Consider the following 21549-nt stretch of genomic DNA (forward strand, 5'->3'; position numbering starts at 1 on the left):
AAACCGCCTAATAGGCGGTTTTTTAATGACTAATGAAACGTTAGAAGGCGTAGCTGGCGGTAGCCAATACCGTGCCATCATTTTGCCATGGACCATCTTTAATGATGTTGTCATCACTTAAGTTAGTATCGAGCCAAGCAAGGGATAGCCCAACACCACCTAGCTCTGTAGAGATACCTATGGAGTAATCAATGTAATCTTCGCCCCAGTCTAGATCGGCACCATCACCATAGCTGTAACCTGCATGAGCATCTATGCTCCAGTTATCAGCAAATTCAAACGAGTAGTTAAGCTCTGAGTAATGCAGTGACACGTCGGCATTAGCGTAGTCATTGGTATACCATTGGGCGAAATGGAACCCTGCATAATAGAAACCGACATTAGCCTCTAGATACTTGCTGCTTTCATCTTGGCCTGGGTAAGTGTAATAGGTCAGAGTGACATCGTATTCGAACTCTTCATCCTCACCAAGTGCGCCCCAATAACCAGCGTAAATATCAATCTCAATATCTGAATCATAGCTTTCATCGTCGACATTACTTCCCCAAGCGCCGAAGAAGAAGCCGCTTTCGGTGCTGTAATCTATTCCTGCTTGTAGGGCAAAGTCTCCTGCTGTTTGTGATACACCACGAAAGCGATAATCGTTAGTGACACTGACTTCGCCAGAAACTTCGGCTTGGGCAATAGGAGCGATTAGCGCTGCAGCCAAGGTGAGGCCGGTAAGTTGGGCAATCCGTTTATTATTCAATTTTTTATACACGGTAGTTTCTCCATTTTACTTTATTGACATAAATGTCTTTAACAAGAACATCTATTGTTTGCCAAACATCAGCATCAATGCTGAGACCTCATGGCTTATGTTTTGAAACCTGAGCTTCAATTCTATTTCATTGTTGGCATCACGAACTCGGCTTTAGCATCTTTTGCTTTAGGCCAGCGAGCAGTGATCGCTTTGCGCTTAGTGTAGAAACGAACGCCATCTGGACCATGCATATGCAGTGGACCAAACAAAGAGCGCTTCCAACCACCGAAGCTGTGGAACGCCATTGGCACAGGGATGGGTACGTTGACACCCACCATGCCCACTTGTACGTGGTGACAGAAATGACGGGCAGCCTCGCCACTCTGTGTAAAGATAGCGGTGCCGTTACCGAATTCATGCTCGTTGATAAGTTCCAGTGCTTCGGCATAATCATTGACTCGTACGATGGCGAGCACTGGACCAAAGATCTCTTCTTTATAAATGGTCATCTCAGGGGTGACATTGTCAAATAAGCAGCCACCAAGGAAATAACCTTGCTCATGATCCGCAACACTGAGCTCACGACCATCGGCGAGTAAAGTTGCGCCTTCGGCAACACCGGTATCTACATAGCCTCTGACCTTGTCTAAGTGTTGAGCCGAGATAAGCGGACCCATATCCATATCAGGTGTAACACCATTACCTATGCGCAAGGCTGTAATTTGAGGCAGTAGCTTTTCGACTAGGGCATCGCCAGAATCTCCGACGGCGAGGACTACGGATATTGCCATACAGCGCTCACCCGCCGAGCCAAAGGCTGCGCCCATGAGTGCACCGACCGCTTGATCCATATCTGCATCTGGCATGAGTAGCATGTGGTTCTTCGCGCCGCCGAGAGCTTGAACTCGCTTGCCATGCTTAGAGGCTGTTTCATAGATATATTCAGCGATTGGGGTTGAGCCGACAAAGCTAACTGCTTGAATGTCTTTATGAGTTAACAGAGCATCAACCGCTTCTTTATCGCCGTTGACCACATTGAAGACACCATCTGGTAGGCCTGCTTCGGTAAGTAACTCAGCAATGCGCATCACTGAGCTTGGATCTTTCTCAGAAGGCTTCATGATGAAAGTGTTACCCGCGGCAATCGCGATAGGGAACATCCACATAGGTACCATGACAGGAAAGTTAAATGGTGCGATACCTGCGACGACACCGAGTGATTGATTGACAGTCCAGGCATCGACACCACCACCAACCTGTTCGGTATGCTCACCTTTTAACAGGTGCGGAATACCACAGGCGAACTCGACGACTTCTAAGCCACGAATTATTTCGCCTTTAGCATCATCGATCACCTTGCCATGCTCACGGGTGATAAGCTCGGCCATCTCGTCCATATTGGCTTCTACTAGCGCCTTAAATTTGAACAGTACACGGGCGCGGTTGAGGGGGGAAACCTGAGACCAAGTTTTATGGGCTTTCTTGGCAAGCTCGATAGCACCATCGACTTCTGCGGCACTGGCGAGTGATACTTTCGCTTTATGCTCTCCGGTTGCAGGCTCAAATATCTGACCAGTTCGTTCGCTGGGGGCTGTATGTCTGCCGTTGATATAATGGTTGATAACTTGCGTATTAGCAGCTTGCATAAACATCAATCCTATTTAGTCATTGCAGCCTTCGGCGGTAGCCAAAGGCATAAAAGTTCAATTATGGGTACTTTGGGTTAAATCGATTTGTACTAATCAGTGGCTCTGATCGCATCACTCAGGGTATTGACTATCTGATCTATCTCTTGCTTGTCGATAATTAAAGGCGGGGAGATCGCGATAATATCCGCGGTGGCTCTGACGAGCGTGCCATTGGCATAGCAACGTTCGAAAATATCGAAGCCGCGTTTGCCTAGGCCTTTATCGCTGGGAGAAAACTGAACTGCGCCAACAAGACCTGTGTTACGGATATCGATAATGTTAGGCAGGCCCTTGAGGCTGTGCATCGCATCTTCGAAATAGCCTTCGAGTTCTCGGCTACGATCAAACAGATTTTCATTGTGATAGATATCTAATGTGGCTAAGGCGGCGGCTGCGGCAACGGGATGGCCCGAATAGGTATAACCATGAAATAGCTCTATGCCGTCCGGACCTTGCATACACGCATCATAAATCTTGTCATCGATAAGCACGGCGCCCATGGGGATTGCGCCATTATTAAGTGCTTTTGCTGTGGTGATTAAGTCAGGCGTAACGCCCCAACGTTGGCTAGCAAAAGCGTCTCCCACACGTCCAAAGCCGGTAATGACCTCATCAAAGATGAGTAAGATGCCATATTTTTGAGTGATTTCACGTAGGCGTTTAAGGTAGCCTTCTGGCGGTAAGATGACACCAGCAGAGCCAGACATAGGCTCGACAATTACAGCGGCAATATTCTCTGCGCCATGAAGGGCCACCAGTTGCTCAAGCGCATCAGCCTTCTCGGCTCCCGTTTGTGGTAGGCCTTTGGTATAAGCATTTTGCTGCATATCTAGTGTATGAGGCAGGTGGTCAACACCGGGTAGTAATTGCTGGCTAAAGGTTTTTCGATTACCGCCAATGCCACCCACAGATATTCCGCCAAATCCGACACCGTGATAACCGAGCTCGCGACCGATAAAGCGTGTTCGTGTCGCTTCGCCATTGGCTCTGTGATAGTTAATGGCAATCTTCAAGGCACTATCGACAGACTCTGACCCCGAGTTTGTAAAGAAGACCTTGTTTAAGCCATCGGGACTGATCTGGGCTAAACGTTCGGCAAGCTCAAAGGCGAGGGGATGACCCATCTGAAAGGATGGTGCGTAATCCATCTGGTGGATCTGCTTACTCACAGCTTCAGAGATCTCTCTTCTGCCGTGACCCGCATTACAACACCACAGGCCTGCTGTGCCATCGAGTACAGCTCTACCGGAAGTATCTTTGTAATACATGCCATCGGCTTCGGCGAGCATTCGGGGATTAGCTTTAAACTGTCTGTTTGCCGTGAAAGGCATCCAGTAATGTTCTAAAGACTGAGCGTCGCTTTTATTCTGATTATCTGCCATATCATCTACCCTAATCCGTTATTAGTTGTTTTTGTGAGCGGTTGATATTTTTCATGCTATGTCAGAAATAATGAACATGAAAGCTTTTTGTGCATTTATTTATAGCAAAAAAGCTCTTTTTGTAAAAAATATTGAATTTTTATTGAAAGTTAGCCCATTTAAAGCGTAATCTGACAATCTACTTATCACCCGTAAGAGTATTACCCGTTAAGAGGTCATCATGAGTACACCGAACAATCGTGAACAGTGGCAGAGCCTAGCCGACAGACTTATTTCCAATGCAGAGATCCAGGCTGATGCCTTTATTAATGGAGAGTATCTCGCTGCTGTGTCGGGTGAGCGCTTCGATTGTGTTAGCCCCATTGATGGCCGTGTGGTTTGTCAGGTTGCCAGCTGTGATCGTGAAGATGCCAATCTGGCGGTCACTAATGCTAGGCAAACCTTCGACTCTGGAGTTTGGTCTGAGCTTGCACCAGTTAAACGTAAACAGATTATGATACGTTTTGCTGAACTGCTTGAAGAGAATCAAGATGAGCTCTCTTTGCTGGAAACCTTAGATATGGGCAAGCCTATTCGTTATTCTGGCTCTGTCGATGTCGCGGGTGCTGCGCGAGCTATCCGTTGGTCTGGTGAAGCTATCGATAAGATTTATGATGAATTAGCGCCTACGGCTCATAATGAAATCGGCATGATCACCCGTGAGCCTGTAGGTGTCGTCGCTGCCATCGTGCCTTGGAATTTTCCTATCTTGATGGCATGTTGGAAGCTTGGCCCCGCCTTAGCAACGGGTAACTCGGTAGTACTTAAACCCTCTGAAAAGTCTCCTCTAACTGCGATTCGTATGGCGCAAATAGCCATAGAAGCGGGCATCCCCAAAGGCGTGCTCAATGTCTTGCCTGGTTTTGGTCACACGGTAGGTAAGGCCTTAGCACTACATATGGATGTCGATACCTTGGTCTTCACTGGCTCTACTAAGATAGCCAAACAGCTGATGATCTATGCCGGTGAGTCGAACATGAAACGTGTCTGGCTCGAGGCGGGTGGCAAGAGCCCGAATATCGTCTTCAATGATGCCCCTGATCTGCAAAAAGCCGCCGAGGCAGCCGCAGCTGCCATTGCCTTTAATCAGGGCGAGGTCTGCACCGCGGGTTCGCGTCTGCTGGTGGAGGAGGGGGTCAAAGATGAGCTACTCACATTGATAGCCAAAGAGATGCAGGCCTGGCAGCCGGGACATCCGCTGGACCCAGCCACCACTTGTGGCGCCGTGGTGGATAAACAGCAGTTGGATAATGTCCTTAGTTATATAAAGTCCGGTGTCGATGAAGGCGCAAAACTCATACAAGGTGGCGAGCAGGTGATGGCAGAGTGTGGCGGCGTCTATGTACAGCCGACTATATTCAGTGAAGTGAATAACAAGATGACAATTGCCAAAGAGGAGATATTTGGACCTGTGTTATCTGTTATCAGCTTCGATGGCATGGAGCAGGCAATATCAATTGGCAACGACAGCATCTACGGTCTTGCCGCTGGCGTGTGGACCTCAGATATTAGTAAAGCCCACAAAACAGCTAAGGCGCTGCGCAGCGGTATGGTATGGATCAACCACTATGACGGCGGTGACATGACAGCGCCTTTCGGTGGTTATAAACAGTCAGGCAATGGTCGTGACAAGTCACTGCATGCATTTGATAAATATACTGAAATAAAAGCGACTTGGATTATGTTGGATTAAAGGAAGGGACGAGAACCTAGGAACTAGATCCTAGGATCTCGTCCCTAGAACCTAGCGACTAATATTTATGATTATGACTACTTATTTTCTGGACTGAATCTATCCATTACTACAGCGCAGACTGCGTCGCCGGTAATGTTCAGAGAAGTACGGATCATGTCAAATATACGATCCAGGGCGAACAAGAGTGGCAGACCGTCAATCGGGATCCCGGCTGCAAGTAGCACGGCGACAACGAGGAAGGAGGGCCCTGGCACGCCGGCTTGACCGATTGCGCCCAATGTCGAAGTGAAAATAATGGCAACATAGGCTGTCATGGTCAGATCGATATGATACATCTGAGCGAAGAACATGGCGACTAAGCCATAGTAGATAGCGTTCCCCGTCATGTTGATGGTCGCGCCCAGTGGTAATACAAAGGCAGTGGTTGCCTTGGAGACATTGAGCTCCTCTTCACAGGTTTCCATGGTGACAGGCAATGTCGCCATAGATGACGCGGTAGATAGTGCCATGGCCTGAGGTTTTTTCATCGCCGAGACGAACTTCATCACAGGGACGTTAGAGAAAAACTTCACGACTAACGGAAAGAAGATGAAGGCGTAGATAAGAATTGCCACCACGAATACCACGAATAGCTTCAATACGACTTCTAGAGCCTGAAATCCGAATGAACCCACTGATTCAGCCATCAGACCAAATACACCCAGAGGCGCGATGATCATCACGCAATTGATCATCCATACGAAGGCTTCAACGATAGTATTGAGACCCTTAATTATCGGCTTAGCACCTTCGCCTTTCACTTTACTTAATGCGATACCAAAGAAGATACAGAAGACCAAGATCTGCAGAATATTTCCCGAGGTCATAGACTCAAACACATTGGTTGGGATCATCCCTATCAAGGTATCTATGGCGCCTGGAAGTGCGCCTTGCTCGGCGGTGACTTGGGTTAGTGATTGGCCTTGCGTACTAAAGTCTATGCCAGCTCCGGGCTTAAAAATATTACCCATGACCAGTGCCAGCGTGACGGCAACGCCTGAGGTGATAATGAAGAAGGCAAAAGTGCCGATACCTATCTTACCCGCAGAAGGGCTATCACCTAAGCTTGCGGCGCCAGCGATGATGGATACCACGACTAAGGGAATGACCAGCATCTTAATCAGATGAATAAAGATGGTACCCAGAGGTCCAAATATGGCGGCATCCTCTCCCATGTAGAGGCCCACTAAGGCACCAATTATCATGGCGATAACCACCTGAATACCTATGTTATTGATTAATTTTTTATCTCGAATTGCCACGCTAACCCCATTATTGAATTGGAACTGATCTGTAAAGCCTTTTTGAAGGGGCGTAAAGTTATCACACCAGTGTATCTGACACTGTGAAACAGCACTTAACTAGGGGATTAATTCATCCTTATGTAAACAAACTCATATTTCACTGAGTTATCCTCAATAAAGGTGGGGTAAATCATTTAAAACGTTAAAACCAACTCGGTTTTAGGCGATTTGATTCTCATATCTGTATTTGTTGCTTCTTATTTATACTGTGACTTCTTGTGGTTAAAGTTTGATCTGTATCAATTAATAGTCGTTAACTACCTTGAGTTATAGGGGATGTGTACGACCATTAAAAAGTTGCTCATAAAGAAGGTATGGGCAAACAAGGTTTATTTCATTAATACGTTACCGCCTGTTAGCTTTATCACACAGAGATGCAAAAGGAACTTGTATGAAGGCTCACCTTACGATTAGAAAGAAGATAGTGCTGATGGTTTCACTCATCTTGATGCTCATTACGGTTTGTGGCGGTTATCTATTGCTTTCAATTTCCCCTATCTCCACAAGCTGGAGCGATTACCAAGCACAAGCCGCTAAGCGACAGCAGTTGTTGATGAGTATTAAGGCTAACTTTGGCTATGGGGGGATGATCCATAACTTTAAAAATTACGTATTGCGTGGGCAGGATAAGTATCTACCTAAGGTTGAAAATAATTATCGTGCGCTGCAGGCTGATGTTAGGGAGTATCAGCAATTAAGTGATGTGAGTTCAAGTGAGCAAACTGCTTTGGCTGCAATTACCGAAGTAGCGACAAACTATTACGATAATAGCACGCGCATTAGCAAGCTATTTGCTGATGGGAAAACTCCTGAATATGTAGACTCTGTAGTGAAGATAAGTGATAAAGCTGCACTAGAGGGTTTTGAGGTGCTTGATAAGCATTACCAAGCAATGACTGCGGTGTACAGCTCCCAGATTAATGGCACTATCGACTCGGCCAAGAAGGCGGTATTCTCTGGCCTTCTGCTTGTTGCGTTAATTATTACCTTTGTATTAACTTGGCTATATCGTTCGCTTATACCTCCACTATTGACCTTGAATCAGACCATGACGGAGATAGCCGATGGTGATGGTGACTTGAGTGTGAGATTAAAGGTTGAGAAAGATGATGAGTTAGGAGGTGTTGCAACAGCATTTAATCTATTCGTTTCTAAGCTTGAGATGATTATTGCTGAGGAGAAGGAGATCATTGAGCAGATTAACTTAAGTGCAGAAGAGCTACTGCTGGTCACTAAAGGCAGTAATAGTGCCATCGAATCCCAATTAAGTAATACTGAGGTGCTCGCTACGGCGATTAATGAGATGACTGCCACTGTTCAAGATGTTGCACAAAATGCAGTGATGGCCTCAGATGCTGCTGTCAGTGTTAATACAGCAGCTCATGAGGGACATCAAGCTGTCAATAATACAGTGGAGCAGATCCTCAATATACATAGACATATCGACCAAGCATCTCAAGTGATTCATGAGGTGAACTTAGCATCTGATGATATCGGTCAGGTACTCAATGTTATCTCTGCCATTGCTGAGCAGACCAACTTGCTTGCCCTTAATGCGGCAATAGAGGCGGCCAGAGCCGGAGAATCAGGACGCGGTTTTGCGGTTGTTGCAGATGAGGTAAGGGGACTTGCCCAGAGAACATCAACCTCACTGGGTGATATCAAACAGATCATTGAGAAGTTACAAACTGGTGCCAGCAGTGCAGTAAAATCGATTGAGCTTGGTGTGAGTGAGGCTCAAGAGGGGTCAGATATAGCCCGTGTTGCAGGCAAGAGCATCGATGGCATTGTCGACTCTATCCAAGCGGTAGAGAGTATGAACCTGCAGATAGCAACGGCAACGGAGGAGCAAAATACGGTCGCCGAAGAGATGAACCAAAGTGTTCATGATATCTCCACCATGTCCTCATCTATCTATGCTGGCTCACAGCAGATAACCCAGCAGAGTCATCAGTTAGCTCTGATGACAACGAGACTCAAGCAGTTAGTGGGTAACTTTAGGACCCTAGAAAAGGTTACTTGATAACTTCGAATGAAGTTAGATGACATTATTCTATTTTAGCTTCTGGCTGAGTAGTTATTGGGAGGTGTGTTTGAAAGTCTTACTTTCATTGCAATCTACCGCCTGTCCGGCGAGGCGCTACAGAATTGGCTATCTTCGAGTGAAAGCGGCTCCTTTTTTCCTTTATTGGTATTGGATAGATAGTAGAAGGTCATACCTTCATGGCTATCTATCGCTTGCAGCGGGCTTTTATGCAGTTACTTCTGCGAGTCGCTGCAAGTCCGTCCCTGGAAGCTCTACCAAAACGTCCATGTTTTGGAAGCTCGCAGCCGCAGCTACACTTGATGATTTACAAGAAAAGTCCCTCTTCAATTTGAGCTATATTGTTAATTTGATTACCCATGTTCAAGGTAGAAATACACCACTCATTTCAGTCCAAAATCCAGTTATGGTTCACCAAATCTTCAATCGAAGAGACAAATAACTAGGTGTGAACGCGGCTGTGACCTTCGGTTTCAGGGATGAAACCGCAGAGCGTATAGGGATATATTCACAGCGTGTCGCAGAAGTGTTTGCACATCCCTCGCCGGGCAGGCGTTTGATAACAATACTGTATTGGTGACCTGAAAACTGCCAAACACCAAACCTGCCCAATGAAACCAATACAAAATTTAAAGATATTTTTCTAAAAAATATCCAAAAATCTATGATAGAGCATACCCGCCGCCAACATCGGCGATCTAAACGTGGGTCCGCCGGGGAAGGTCATATGCTGCACTTTATCGAAGATATCGAAGCGTTCAGCCTGGGCTGTTAATGCTTCGGCGATTAACTTAGCCGCCATATGAGTCGCGTTAACCCCATGGCCTGCGTAGGCCTGAGCATAGAGGATATTGGGGCAATCCGGCAGTCTGCCAATTTGTGGCAGTCTATTAGCGCCTATACCGATCATACCGCCCCATTCGAAATCTATTTTAACCCCTTTTAACTGAGGGAAGACCTTTTCAAGGTTTGGCCTGAGCGCCGCTTCAATATCTTTGGGATCTTTGCCTGAGTAAGTGCAGAGTCCACCGAAGAGTAGGCGGTTGTCTTCAGAGAGATGGAAGTAATCTAGGTCGATGCGCAGATCGGCGAAAGCCATATTCTGCGGGATGATATCTTTACACTGCTCATCGGTTAAAGGCTCGGTGGCGAGTAGGTAACTTCCGGCTGGCAGCACTTTACCACCGACATAACTTTCTAATTCATGGCCGATATAAGCATTACCCGCTAATACGACATATTGGCAGTTCACTTCACCTTTTGCGGTAATTACTTTTGGCTTGTTACCTTTTATTATTTTATCTGCGGCGCTGTATTCATACATTTTTACCCCGAGCATTCGCGCGACTCGGGCTTCACCTAGAGCTAAATTGAGCGGGTGAAGATGGCCGCTGTTCATATCGATTAAGGCACCTTCATAGCAGTCTGAGCCTATGACCTGTTGGATATCTTGTTTTTGAAGCAGAGTAAAACCCTCGCCTCGCCCTTGGGAAAGCAGGTCTTCATAATCCTCTTGTAACTCTGTCATATGGCGGGGTTTTATTGCTAAGTCGCAATAGCCCATCTGCAAGTTACAATCGATTTGGTGATCTTTAACCCTTTGCCTGACGATGTCGACAGCTTCAAAGCCCATCTGGTTGATGGCTTGCACACCTTCTGCGCCGATGATATTGCTAAATTGTTCAATATTATGGCCAATGCCTCGAATTAACTCACCGCCATTACGTCCTGAAGCGCCCCAACCAATACGTTTAGCCTCTAATAAGGCAACAGAAAAGCCTTTCTGCGCGAGTTCAATGGCGGTGTTAATTCCGCTAAATCCCCCACCGACAATACAGACATCTACTGAGATAGGCTCCTCAAGTTGAGGGTGTTGGTAAAGCTCCTTGGCGCTATCAAAATAGTATGACGGGGGGTATTGGTCACTGTGGACTGGGCGCTTTGCTTGCATCATATCTCCGGGTATTTGTTATTATTAGCCCAAATATAAGCGGCTTTAGTTATTAGTTATGCCTTTTTCACCTTGAGAATGTTTTCTGGTTAGCTCAGTATGCGTTTGTTTTGCAATTGAGTAAGAGTGCTATATAATTCACGGGTGTTGTTTATATTTAACATGCTTTTTTATCAGATACAAATTAGTATGTAGATTAATTTGTACACAATTTTAAATAAGTTTATAGCGGTAACGTATATTCTTACAGGAGATATGCATTTGGATATTGGAGCTAGCCTTAAGACAGTCCGTAAAATTAAGGGCTTGTCGCAACGTGAACTTGCAAAAAGAGCTGGAGTGACCAATAGCACTATCTCTATGATCGAGAAAAATAGTGTCAGTCCATCGGTAAGTTCATTAAAGAAAGTGTTATCTGGCTTACCTATGTCGCTAGTCGATTTTTTCTCTATGGGAGAAAGTGGTGACAGTGAAGCTAAGGTGGTTTATCGCAGTGATGAATTACTCGATATTGGCGATGGCAACTTAGATTACAAATTGATTGGTCGCGACTACCCAAATCGCGCGATGTCTGTCATGAGTGAGACCTATCCACCAGGTTCAGATACGGGTCTGGAAATGCTTAAACACGAAGGTGAAGAAGCGGCTATGGTCATTCATGGTAAGTTAGAGCTCACTGTGGGCGAAGAGGTATTCGTTTTAGAGGCCGGTGATAGTTACTACTTTAATAGCGAGTCTCCCCATAGATTTCGAAATCCATTCGATGAAGAGTGCCGTATTGTTAGTGCGACAACACCTGCAAATTTTTAATACCAATTGGCTTCATTGGATGATTTACTTTTAGATACAATAAACTCAATATCATCTGGGTGCGGTTTTGCCGCACTTTTCACCTTACTCCTTGATTCCTCCTGATCCTATCTTGTTTCATTGCTTCCCCTAGTTGTGTGATCCATTCCGTCATAGTCATATTTTTCAGCTGATTTAAACTTTGTTGTTTTTATTGTTAGTTCTTTATGCTGAGAATTTGATAATTATCAGCAAAAATCACGCTTGTTAAGATGTTCTAGATTCAAAAGTGTTTACATTAAATGTAAATAATATTGGTCAATGTCAAGCTGTAACTGTGATCTTTATCGCTAAAGATAAGTCAAGATGTCTGTATTTAAAAACGACTTATTTGCGTGGTATTAGTAACGGATAAATATTGGCTTGTGTATAAGTCGTTGTTATTTTTGTGTTTATATTATTTGTCGTTAGCATTTTAAATTGTATTCATTTAGCCTATTGCCTGTTCGCTATTTTCAGTGTAGTGTTTGAAAAACTGAACAGGCGGTTAAGATGTCTTCACATGTTAATTGCTTGGTTAAAATAAATATAAAAATATAATAACAAAGGTGATTTATGTCGGATGCAGGGCTTGCTGTGATTGGGGTGACGGCGTGCAATCAAAATTTAGGCTTACATCCGTTCAATATTGTCGGTGAGAAATACCTGCTCAGTATTGCCGATGCAACCAAGGCTTGGCCACTGGTTATTCCTGCATTGGGGCACTGTCCTGCAGAGCTTATCTTGCCTCGTCTAGATGGCATTCTCTTTACCGGCTCTCCTTCAAATATCGAGCCTCATCATTTTCAGGGTGCGCCAAGCGGGCCTGATTCTCATCACGACCCAAAGCGTGATGCCACCACACTCCCTCTACTGAAAGCTGCTATTGATGCGGGCATTCCTGTATTAGCCATTTGTCGTGGTTTTCAGGAGATGAATGTCGTCTTTGGCGGCAGCTTGCATCAAAAGCTTCATGAAGTGGACGGCTTTATCGAGCATAGGGAAGACAAAAGTGCGTCGGTGGATGTGCAATACGGTCTGTCACATGAGGTCAAGATAGAGCCTGGGGGATTGCTCCACGAGGCATGGGGCCGTAGCTCTGCAGAGGTGAACTCTGTGCATACTCAAGGCGTTGATCGCCTGGGTGTTGGGTTACGGCCAGAAGCATATGCCCCGGATGGTTTAGTAGAGGCTTTCTCTATTAAAAATGCAAAGAATTTTGCACTAGGTGTGCAGTGGCATCCTGAATGGAAGGTGTTAGACAATTCGTTTTACACCGCTATTTTTAAAGCTTTTAGTGATGCGTGTGAGCGTCGTGCAAACAGCCGAACGAGATAATAATAATGAAGAAATTAACAGCGTACTTGAAAGAACAAAAAATTACCGAAGTAGAATGTGTCATCAGTGATATGACGGGGATTGCCCGTGGAAAGATCGCGCCAGTCGGTAAGTTTATCGACGAAAAGGGCATGCGAATGCCTGAGAGTGTGTTATTGCAAACGGTCACCGGTGACTATGTTGAAGACGAACCTTATGATGCGCTCTTAGATAAAGCCGATATCGATTTTATCTGTGTGCCTGACGAGAATGCCGTATTTAAACTCCCGTGGACCATAGAGGCAACGGCTCAAGTTATCCACGATACCTTCGACAAGATGGGTAACCCCATTGAACTTTCTCCACGAAACGTGTTGAAGAAAGTGCTCAAACTTTATGATGACAAAGGTTGGAAGCCTGTTGTTGCTCCTGAGATGGAGTTTTACCTGACTCGCCGTAATGAAGATCCCGATCAGGCTCTTATTCCGCCAGTGGGTCGCAGTGGTCGTCAAGAGTCTGGCAGGCAGTCATTCTCAATTGATGCTGCTAATGAGTATGATCCGCTATTTGAAGATATGTATGATTGGTGTGAGATCCAAGGCTTAGACATTGATACCTTGATCCATGAAGAGGGAACTGCCCAGATGGAGATAAACTTCAGTCATGGTGATGCTCTGTCTCTTGCGGATCAGGTGTTTGTGTTTAAACGTACCCTTCGTGAAGCTGCGTTAAAGCATAATGTTTGTGCCACCTTTATGGCAAAGCCGGTTGCCGATGAGCCGGGTAGTGCCATGCACTTACACCAAAGCATTGTGGATTCAAAAACTGGTAAAAATATTTTTTCACTGGAAAACGGTACTAAGGGGCCACTGTTTTATAGTTATATTGGTGGGTTACAGAAATACATCCCTGAGCTATTGCCTTTACTGGCTCCTACAGTGAACTCATTTCGACGCTTTCTTCCTGGCACCTCTGCGCCTATTAACCTCGAATGGGGTGAAGAAAATCGTACTTGTGGCTTACGTATTCCAGAATCCTCGCCGCAAAACCTGAGAGTTGAGAACCGTATCGCCGGTGCCGACGCCAATAGCTACCTGTGTATTGCAGCAAGCTTACTGGCTGGCTATATCGGTATGGTGGATGATGTTAAACCATCGACGCCAGTGCAGGGCCGTGCTAATGAGAGTCGCCAAAGTATTAGTTTGCCGCTGACATTGGAAGAAGCCTTGGCGGTAATGTCTGAAAGCACAGCTTGTCGTGAGTACTTAGGCCAAGCATTCACAACGGGTTATATCGCGGTTAAGCAGGCAGATCTTGCCAGTTATAAGCGAGTGATTAGCTCATGGGAACGTGAGTTCCTATTACTGACAGTTTAATCCTTACGGGAGTGCAAAGTGCTCCCGTGACTTCCCTTGTTTTAGTCAACATTTTTAACCATCAAAGAGATAGATAGGTTTGGTGTGAAGAAACGACATGTTAGCAGTTTTACATGGCAATCAGTCGATGCAGTTTTTAGGTGTAGCATTGGATATTAGAATAACAAAATCGATTTTATATCGGTAATACAATGACTAACAGATATGTTTTACATTGTCTGTAACACGCTAGAATGGAGAGATAAATGGATCTTATTAAATCACTGAAAACTTTTTCCTTAGTGTTAAGTTGTACTTTGGCCAGTGCAGCAACTCATGCTGAAGAGGTGCTAAAAGTCTATAACTGGAATGACTATATCGCTAAGGACACCTTAGCAAACTTCCAGAAGGAGACGGGAATTCGAGTCATATATGATGTGTTTGATAGCATGGAGGTGGTGGAGGCTAAACTGCTTTCAGGTCATTCTGGCTATGACATCGTGGTGCCATCCAATGACTTCTTAGCTAAGCAGATTAAGATGGGTGCCTTTTTGCCTTTAGATAAGAGTAAGTTGACTCACTTAGGCAATTTAAACTCAGATCTGATGAAGCAGCTTGAGAAGGCCGATCCGCAAAATAAGTTTGCAGTGCCTTATTTATGGGGGACCACTGGGATAGGTTATAACTTGGAAAAGGTCAAAGCTGTGCTAGGGGAAGAGCCACCATTTGACTCTCTGGAGCTTCTTTTTAACCCCAAGTATGCCGAGAAAATATCCAGCTGTGGTTTCTCCATGATGGATTCTGCCGATGAGATGATATCTCAAGCACTCACTTACCTAAAACTCGATCCAAACAGCACTAATCCTGATGATTATAAGCTTGCAGGTGAAGCGATAGCTAAGGTCCGTCCCTATGTGACTTACTTCCATTCATCTCGTTATATTACCGATCTGGCAAATGGCGATATCTGCGTGGCCTTTGGCTTCTCTGGTGATGTATTTCAGGCGGCGGCGAGAGCCGATGAGGCAGGTAATGGACAGAAAATTGGTTATTCGATAGCAAAAGAGGGCGCGAATCTCTGGTTCGATATGCTTGCTATTCCGGCAGATGCAGAGAATGTGGATAACGCCCATCAGTTTATTAATTACTTGTTGCGCCCGGAAGTGATTGCCGAGATCTCTAATTATGTGGCCTATGCCAACCCCAACGATAAGGCACAGCCTATGGTTGAAGAGGTTATTTTGAGTAATCCGGGGATCTATCCCAGTCAGGAAGTGATCAACAATTTATATATTCGCGAAGTTCGACCTTTGAAAATACAGCGCAAGATGACCCGAGCTTGGACTAAGGCAAAGTCAGGTTATTAATAGATTTGAAACGATTAGCAGGGCACTGCCGATGCGGTTTTAAGGTGTAGCATTGGTTAATAATAAAAACTAAAACCGGTTTAACCGGAAACAATGACAGACAGCAGGCTTAGGCTTGCTGCTACGCTCAATCAAGGAGATAGCATGAAGCTTTTAAAGAAAATGACCACACTAGCGCTTTTGGGAGCGGGTGTATTTGCAAGTACAGGTGCCATGGCCGAAGAGGTTGTTCGCGTCTATAACTGGTCTGATTATATTGCCGAAGATACCTTAGCTAACTTTGAAAAAGAAACAGGCATTAAGGTTGTATACGATGTTTTCGACAGTAATGAAGTGGTAGAAGCCAAATTGCTTTCTGGCCGTTCAGGCTATGACATTGTCGTGCCATCGAACAGCTTTCTGGCTAAGCAGATAAAAGCGGGCGCATTTCAAAAGTTAGATTCGAACCAACTGCCTAATCACAAAAACTTGAATCCAGAGTTGATGCAGCAGCTAGAAAAAGCAGATCCAGGTAATCAGTATTCGGTGCCTTATCTTTGGGGAACCAGTGGCATAGGTTATAACGAAGCCAAAGTTAAAGCTGTGTTAGGTGATGATGCACCTATTGATTCATTAGAACTTATCTTTAATCCTAAGAATGCCGAGAAGTTGGCTTCATGTGGCTTAGCGTTATTGGATTCGGCCGATGAGATGTTGCCGATGGCATTAATTTATCTTGGCTTAGATCCAAATAGCACTAAATCTGAAGACTTTAAGAAAGCGGGAGAGGTATTAGCTAAGGTTCGTCCATATATCACTTACTTCCACTCTTCGCGTTATATTACCGACCTTGCTAATGGTGATATTTGTGTTGCATTTGGTTATTCGGGAGACATCTTTCAGGCAGCTGCCCGTGCCGAAGAAGCCGAGAATGGCCATGTGATTGGTTATTCTATTCCTAAAGAGGGAGCCAATCTCTGGTTTGATATGCTAGCAATCCCAGCCGATGCTAAAAACGTTAATAATGCACATACTTTTATCAATTACCTGCTACGTCCTGAGGTGATAGCCCCTATTACTAACTACGTGGCTTATGCCAACCCTAACGTTCCCGCTCAAGAGTTTGTAGATGAAGAGATCCGTAATGATTCATCTATCTATCCGACCGAAGAAGTGTTGAAGCGTCTCTATGTTGGTGAGGTTCGCCCACTGAAAGCTCAACGTTCACTGACGCGCGTGTGGACCAAGGTTAAATCGGGTTATTAAGCAGTATTAAGGACAAGCTTAGGCTTGTCCTTTTTTAGTCTAATACCGATAGGTATCAATCTCTTTTGTTATTCAATTTTATATTACCGTAGGCACAGTCACTGTGCTTGTTGTGGAGAAGTAATATGGTTAGCAACGCAGGCGTCGTCAATAAACCAACAACAAAGACGCAAGGTGAGCTACTGCTTAAGGTTGAGCGGGTCAGCAAATTATTCGATGAGGTCCGAGCCGTCGATGATGTGTCACTGAACATATATAAGGGAGAGATCTTCGCCCTGCTTGGTGGCTCAGGCTCAGGTAAGTCTACCTTGTTGCGTATGCTGGCGGGGTTCGAGAAGCCCTCCGAGGGGCGCATTATCCTTGACGGCGTCGACATCACCGACATGCCGCCCCACGAGCGCCCGATCAACATGATGTTCCAATCCTACGCCCTGTTCCCCCATATGACGGTGGAAAAAAATATCGCCTTTGGCTTGCAGCAGGACAAGCTGCCTAAAGAGGAGATAGCGCAAAGAGTTAAGGAGATGCTCAAGCTAGTGCATATGGAAGACTATGCCAAGCGCAAGCCAAATCAGCTCTCTGGCGGACAGCGTCAACGAGTCGCCTTGGCTCGCTCTCTGGCTAAGCGACCTAAATTACTGTTACTCGATGAGCCAATGGGCGCATTGGATAAGAAGCTTAGAACCGAAATGCAGCTGGAGGTGGTCGATATCCTCGAAGAGGTTGGGGTGACTTGTGTGATGGTAACCCATGACCAAGAAGAAGCCATGACCATGGCGGAGCGCATTGCCATCATGCATGAAGGCAAGATAGTGCAGACCGGCTCACCCATGGATATCTATGAGAGTCCTACCTGTCGTATGGTGGCTGAATTTATTGGTTCTGTGAACCTGTTCGAGGGCGAAATCATCGTCGATAAGCCAGACCATGCCATCATAAAATCTCCCAATTTAACCCAACAATTTTATATCAGTCACGGCGTATCCACCAATGTCGATGATAAGCGCGTCTGGTTAGCTGTCAGGCCGGAGAAGGCACGTATAAGTCTAGAGCAACCAGAGAGTGAATATAACTGGTGCCGAGGAGAGGTTGAAGATATCGCCTACCTTGGGGGGATCTCTGTCTACTATATTCGACTGAGCAATAAGCAAGTGATCCAGTCCATGATGACTAACAGAGACCGCCGTTCTGACCCACCAACGTGGGAAGACAAGGTATTCATCAGCTGGGAGGCCACCAGTGGAGTGGTTCTCAGATCTTAAGGTGGCAATATGAAAAGACCATTAAAGTTTAGATTACCCAAGGGACAACACTGGATCATAGGTTTACCCTATTTCTGGTTACTCCTGTTCTTCGCCTTACCATTTGCCATCGTACTGAAAATTAGTCTGTCGACGGCAGCCATCTCGATACCTCCCTATGAGTCCTTAGTCAGTTATGCCGATGAGTCATTGCAGATCATGCTCAATCTAGGGAATTACCTGCTGATCTTCGAAGACTCCCTGTATGTTCAGGCTTATTTGGGATCGTTAAAGATGGCCTGCATCACCACATTAGGCTGCTTATTGATTGGTTATCCTATGGCTTATGCCATTGCTAGAGCGCCCAAGAAGCATCAAGGTGTGTTGATCTTATTGGTGATGTTACCTTCATGGACCTCATTTCTTATTCGAGTCTATGCCTGGATGGGACTCTTGAGCAATAACGGGGTGATTAATAATGTCTTAATGTGGCTCGGGGTGATATCTGAGCCCATTCAAATGCTCAACACTAACTTCGCCGTCTATATTGGCATCATTTACACCTATCTACCGTTTATGATTTTGCCTCTATATGCGACTCTGTCTCAGCTCGATGGCAGCTTGTTAGAGGCAGCCTCAGATCTTGGCTCCCGGAGTTTGAATACTTTCTGGAAGGTCACCTTGCCTCTGTCTAAAGGTGGGGTTATCGCAGGCTCAATGCTGGTGTTTATTCCGGTCGTCGGTGAGTTTGTTATCCCTGAGCTACTGGGTGGTCCAGATTCCTTGATGATAGGTAAGGTGCTATGGCAGGAGTTCTTCAATAACCGGGATTGGCCCGTGGCCTCATCGCTGGCGATCATCATGTTAGGTCTACTAATCATACCTATTACCTTGTTCCATCGCTATCAAGCCAAGAGCATGGAGAGTGACCTATGAGCAGACTAAGCAAGTTAAGCTTCTCAACCATCATGTTATGGGCAGGGATGTTTTTCCTCTATGCTCCCATGCTGATCTTAGTTATTTACTCATTTAACGAGTCTAAGTTGGTGACGGTATGGGGCGGGTTCTCGCCTAAGTGGTACGGTGAACTGTTTCGCGATCAGCAGATCTTAGATGCGGTATGGACCAGTTTGAAAGTGGCCTTCTTCGCCTCCACCATGGCCGTGGTATTAGGCACTATGGCGGCGTTTGTGATGACACGCTTCAAACGCTCTTGGGGCAAGATGACACTTTCAAACATGATCACCGCTCCCTTAGTGATGCCAGAAGTGATCACGGGTCTGTCGTTATTACTGCTGTTTATTCATATGGCCGATCTCTTGGGTTGGCCTGAGGAGCGAGGCATGCTGACGGTGTGGATTGCTCACTCGACCTTCTGTGCATCCTATGTGGCAGTAGTGGTATCTGCTCGCTTGCGTGAGTTAGATCTCTCTATTGAAGAAGCGGCTCAAGATCTTGGGGCGTCCCCATTGAAGACCTTCTTCCACATCACTGTGCCGATGATCTCGCCTTCATTGGCGGCAGGCTGGTTACTGTCATTCAGCTTGTCTTTGGATGACTTAGTGATAGCCAGCTTTACATCGGGACCAGGGGCGACCACCTTGCCCATGGTGGTGTTCTCGTCTGTGCGGATGGGAGTCTCTCCCAAGATTAATGCCTTAGCAACCTTGATCATTCTGACGGTTTCTTTGATAGCATTTATCTGTTGGTATCTGGCCCGCAGAAGCGAGCGAAAGAGCTTGCCACCGGCCATGTAGTTATCTGACTTACTCTGGCTTACTCTGATATTGGAGGAGTAAGCCGCTTTTACTGAATTTAATTTAGGGGAATGATATGCCCAGCGTACCTCACACAGAATCTTATTATGCAGCGTCGGCCAATGACAAGGTCGAGCGTGCTCAGCTTAACGACAATATAGAAACCGATGTCTGTATCATAGGGGCCGGTTATACCGGTCTATCATCGGCGCTACATTTACTAGAGCTAGGTTACAGCGTCACAGTACTGGAAGCGGCTCGAGTCGGTTGGGGCGCGTCGGGACGTAACGGTGGCCAGATAGTCAACAGCTTCAGCCGGGATATAGATTCCATCGAACGCACAGTCGGTAAAGAGACTGGCCAATTATTTGGTGAAATGGCCTTCGAAGGAGGGCGGATCATCAAGGAGTTGGTCGCCAAACATGAGATACAGTGCGATCTTAAAGACGGTGGCGTCTTTGCGGCAATGAACAAGAAGCAGATGGGGCATTTAGAGCATCAAAAAGCACTTTGGGAGAAGCACGGACACCTTGGACATCTAGAGCTATTAGATGAGAAGGGTATAGGTGCTGTGGTCGGTTCAGAACGCTATATTGGTGGTTTATTAGATAAGGGTGGCGGTCATATCCACCCGCTAAATCTAGCCTTGGGTGAGGCCCAAGCGGTTGAGGCTCAAGGTGGAAAGATCTATGAGAACTCGGCCGTTATTAAGGTTGAGCAGGGGGATAATCCGACGATTCATACGGCCCAAGGTTCGGTCAAAGCCAAGTTTGTCATCGTGGCAGGTAATGCCTATCTCAACGGACTCATCCCAGAACTGCAGGCCAAATCTATGCCCTGTGGCACTCAGGTCATCACCACCGAGCCATTGAGTGACGAGCTCGCCGCCAGCCTGTTACCACAAGATTACTGCGTCGAAGACTGTAACTATCTGCTGGATTACTTCAGGTTATCCGGTGATAAGCGACTCATCTACGGCGGCGGCGTGGTTTACGGTGCAAGAGACCCTGCCGATATCGAAGCCATCATACGGCCCAAGATGCTGGAGACTTTCCCGCAACTCAAAGATGTGAAAATCGAATATACCTGGACGGGAAACTTTCTGCTGACGCTGTCCCGTCTGCCTCAGGTCGGTCGTATCGGCGATAACATCTATTACTCACAAGGCTGTAGCGGTCATGGAGTGACCTACACACATCTGGCTGGCAAGATACTCGCCGATGTCATTCACGGGCAAGCAACACGGTTTGATGCGTTTGCCGGCTTGCCACATTACCCTTTCCCCGGGGGGCATATAATGCAAGTACCGTTTAGCGCCATCGGCGCCTGGTACTACACCATGAGGGACAAGTTAGGGATCTAATCTTTCCATAGAAAGTCTGCTATAGATAAGTCTGCCAAAGAGAAATAGAAAATAGAGTTTATTCTGAGAAAGAGCCTGCAGCCATGCAGGCTCTTTTGTTTGAATATTATATGGTTTCCTTCTCATTCTCTGTATTTACTTCCCCACCAGATAACTCGATATAGATAAATTGGTTAACACTTTAGAAAAAC

At 45.9% G+C, this 21549-nt stretch carries 16 protein-coding genes; 11 read left to right on the forward strand and 5 right to left on the reverse strand.

What is annotated here, in order from left to right:
• Nucleotides 1-40: 40 nt before the first annotated feature.
• From FM038_RS05245 to aptA, 3 genes are all read right to left on the reverse strand, one after another.
• On the reverse strand, nt 41-760 hold the full coding sequence (locus FM038_RS05245) for a TorF family putative porin (protein WP_142872285.1): 720 nt from the start codon (nt 758-760) through the stop codon (nt 41-43).
• A 122-nt stretch (nt 761-882) separates the two neighbouring features.
• Nucleotides 883-2388, reverse strand: a complete 1506-nt coding sequence (locus FM038_RS05250; protein ID WP_142872286.1) for a CoA-acylating methylmalonate-semialdehyde dehydrogenase — start codon at nt 2386-2388, stop codon at nt 883-885.
• 92 nt (nt 2389-2480) lie between these two features.
• On the reverse strand, nt 2481-3812 hold the full coding sequence (gene aptA, locus FM038_RS05255) for an omega-aminotransferase AptA (RefSeq protein ID WP_142872287.1): 1332 nt from the start codon (nt 3810-3812) through the stop codon (nt 2481-2483).
• Nucleotides 3813-4032: 220 nt separating this feature from the next.
• Between aptA and FM038_RS05260 the strand changes: the two genes are divergently transcribed.
• Complete coding sequence (locus FM038_RS05260; RefSeq protein ID WP_142872288.1) at nt 4033-5544, forward strand: aldehyde dehydrogenase; 1512 nt, start codon at nt 4033-4035, stop codon at nt 5542-5544.
• 77 nt (nt 5545-5621) lie between these two features.
• Here the strand turns inward: FM038_RS05260 and FM038_RS05265 are convergent, their stop codons facing one another.
• On the reverse strand, nt 5622-6848 hold the full coding sequence (locus FM038_RS05265) for a dicarboxylate/amino acid:cation symporter (protein WP_419555616.1): 1227 nt from the start codon (nt 6846-6848) through the stop codon (nt 5622-5624).
• A gap of 433 nt (nt 6849-7281) precedes the next feature.
• Here FM038_RS05265 and FM038_RS05270 point away from each other — a divergent pair, with 433 nt between their 5' ends.
• Nucleotides 7282-8913 carry a methyl-accepting chemotaxis protein gene (locus FM038_RS05270; RefSeq protein WP_142872289.1) on the forward strand — a complete coding sequence of 544 codons (1632 nt, stop codon included), beginning with the start codon at nt 7282-7284 and terminating at the stop codon, nt 8911-8913.
• 664 nt (nt 8914-9577) lie between these two features.
• Here FM038_RS05270 and FM038_RS05275 read toward each other — a convergent pair.
• The gene (locus tag FM038_RS05275) at nt 9578-10885 is read right to left on the reverse strand and encodes an NAD(P)/FAD-dependent oxidoreductase (protein ID WP_142872938.1); all 1308 of its coding nucleotides are present in this window, start codon (nt 10883-10885) and stop codon (nt 9578-9580) included.
• A 261-nt stretch (nt 10886-11146) separates the two neighbouring features.
• On the opposite strand from FM038_RS05275, the gene FM038_RS05280 reads away from it, so the two are divergent.
• The 9 genes from FM038_RS05280 to FM038_RS05320 all read left to right on the forward strand — a co-directional run bounded on the left by FM038_RS05280 (nt 11147) and on the right by FM038_RS05320 (nt 21358).
• Entirely contained in the window at nt 11147-11695 is a 549-nt protein-coding gene (locus FM038_RS05280) for a cupin domain-containing protein (RefSeq protein WP_142872290.1), read from the forward strand.
• 594 nt (nt 11696-12289) lie between these two features.
• Nucleotides 12290-13051, forward strand: coding sequence for a gamma-glutamyl-gamma-aminobutyrate hydrolase family protein (locus tag FM038_RS05285; protein ID WP_142872291.1), 762 nt, complete (start codon nt 12290-12292; stop codon nt 13049-13051).
• 5 nt (nt 13052-13056) lie between these two features.
• Nucleotides 13057-14406 (forward strand): glutamine synthetase family protein, encoded by a 1350-nt coding sequence (locus FM038_RS05290; RefSeq protein WP_142872292.1) that lies wholly within the window; start codon nt 13057-13059, stop codon nt 14404-14406.
• 245 nt (nt 14407-14651) lie between these two features.
• Nucleotides 14652-15752, forward strand: a complete 1101-nt coding sequence (locus FM038_RS05295) for a polyamine ABC transporter substrate-binding protein (RefSeq protein ID WP_142872293.1) — start codon at nt 14652-14654, stop codon at nt 15750-15752.
• 144 nt (nt 15753-15896) lie between these two features.
• On the forward strand, nt 15897-16997 hold the full coding sequence (locus FM038_RS05300) for a polyamine ABC transporter substrate-binding protein (protein ID WP_142872294.1): 1101 nt from the start codon (nt 15897-15899) through the stop codon (nt 16995-16997).
• Between the two features lie 125 nt (nt 16998-17122).
• Nucleotides 17123-18259, forward strand: coding sequence for a polyamine ABC transporter ATP-binding protein (gene potA / locus FM038_RS05305; protein WP_142872295.1), 1137 nt, complete (start codon nt 17123-17125; stop codon nt 18257-18259).
• Nucleotides 18260-18268: 9 nt separating this feature from the next.
• Nucleotides 18269-19174, forward strand: a complete 906-nt coding sequence (locus FM038_RS05310) for an ABC transporter permease subunit (protein ID WP_142872296.1) — start codon at nt 18269-18271, stop codon at nt 19172-19174.
• Entirely contained in the window at nt 19171-19995 is an 825-nt protein-coding gene (locus tag FM038_RS05315; RefSeq protein ID WP_142872297.1) for an ABC transporter permease subunit, read from the forward strand. Before FM038_RS05310 ends, FM038_RS05315 begins: the two co-directional genes overlap by 4 nt.
• A gap of 76 nt (nt 19996-20071) precedes the next feature.
• The gene (locus tag FM038_RS05320; RefSeq protein ID WP_142872298.1) at nt 20072-21358 is read left to right on the forward strand and encodes an NAD(P)/FAD-dependent oxidoreductase; all 1287 of its coding nucleotides are present in this window, start codon (nt 20072-20074) and stop codon (nt 21356-21358) included.
• The last annotated feature ends 191 nt before the right edge of the window (nt 21359-21549 follow it).

The sequence above is a fragment of the Shewanella eurypsychrophilus genome, from assembly GCF_007004545.3.
GTDB lineage: Bacteria > Pseudomonadota > Gammaproteobacteria > Enterobacterales > Shewanellaceae > Shewanella > Shewanella eurypsychrophilus.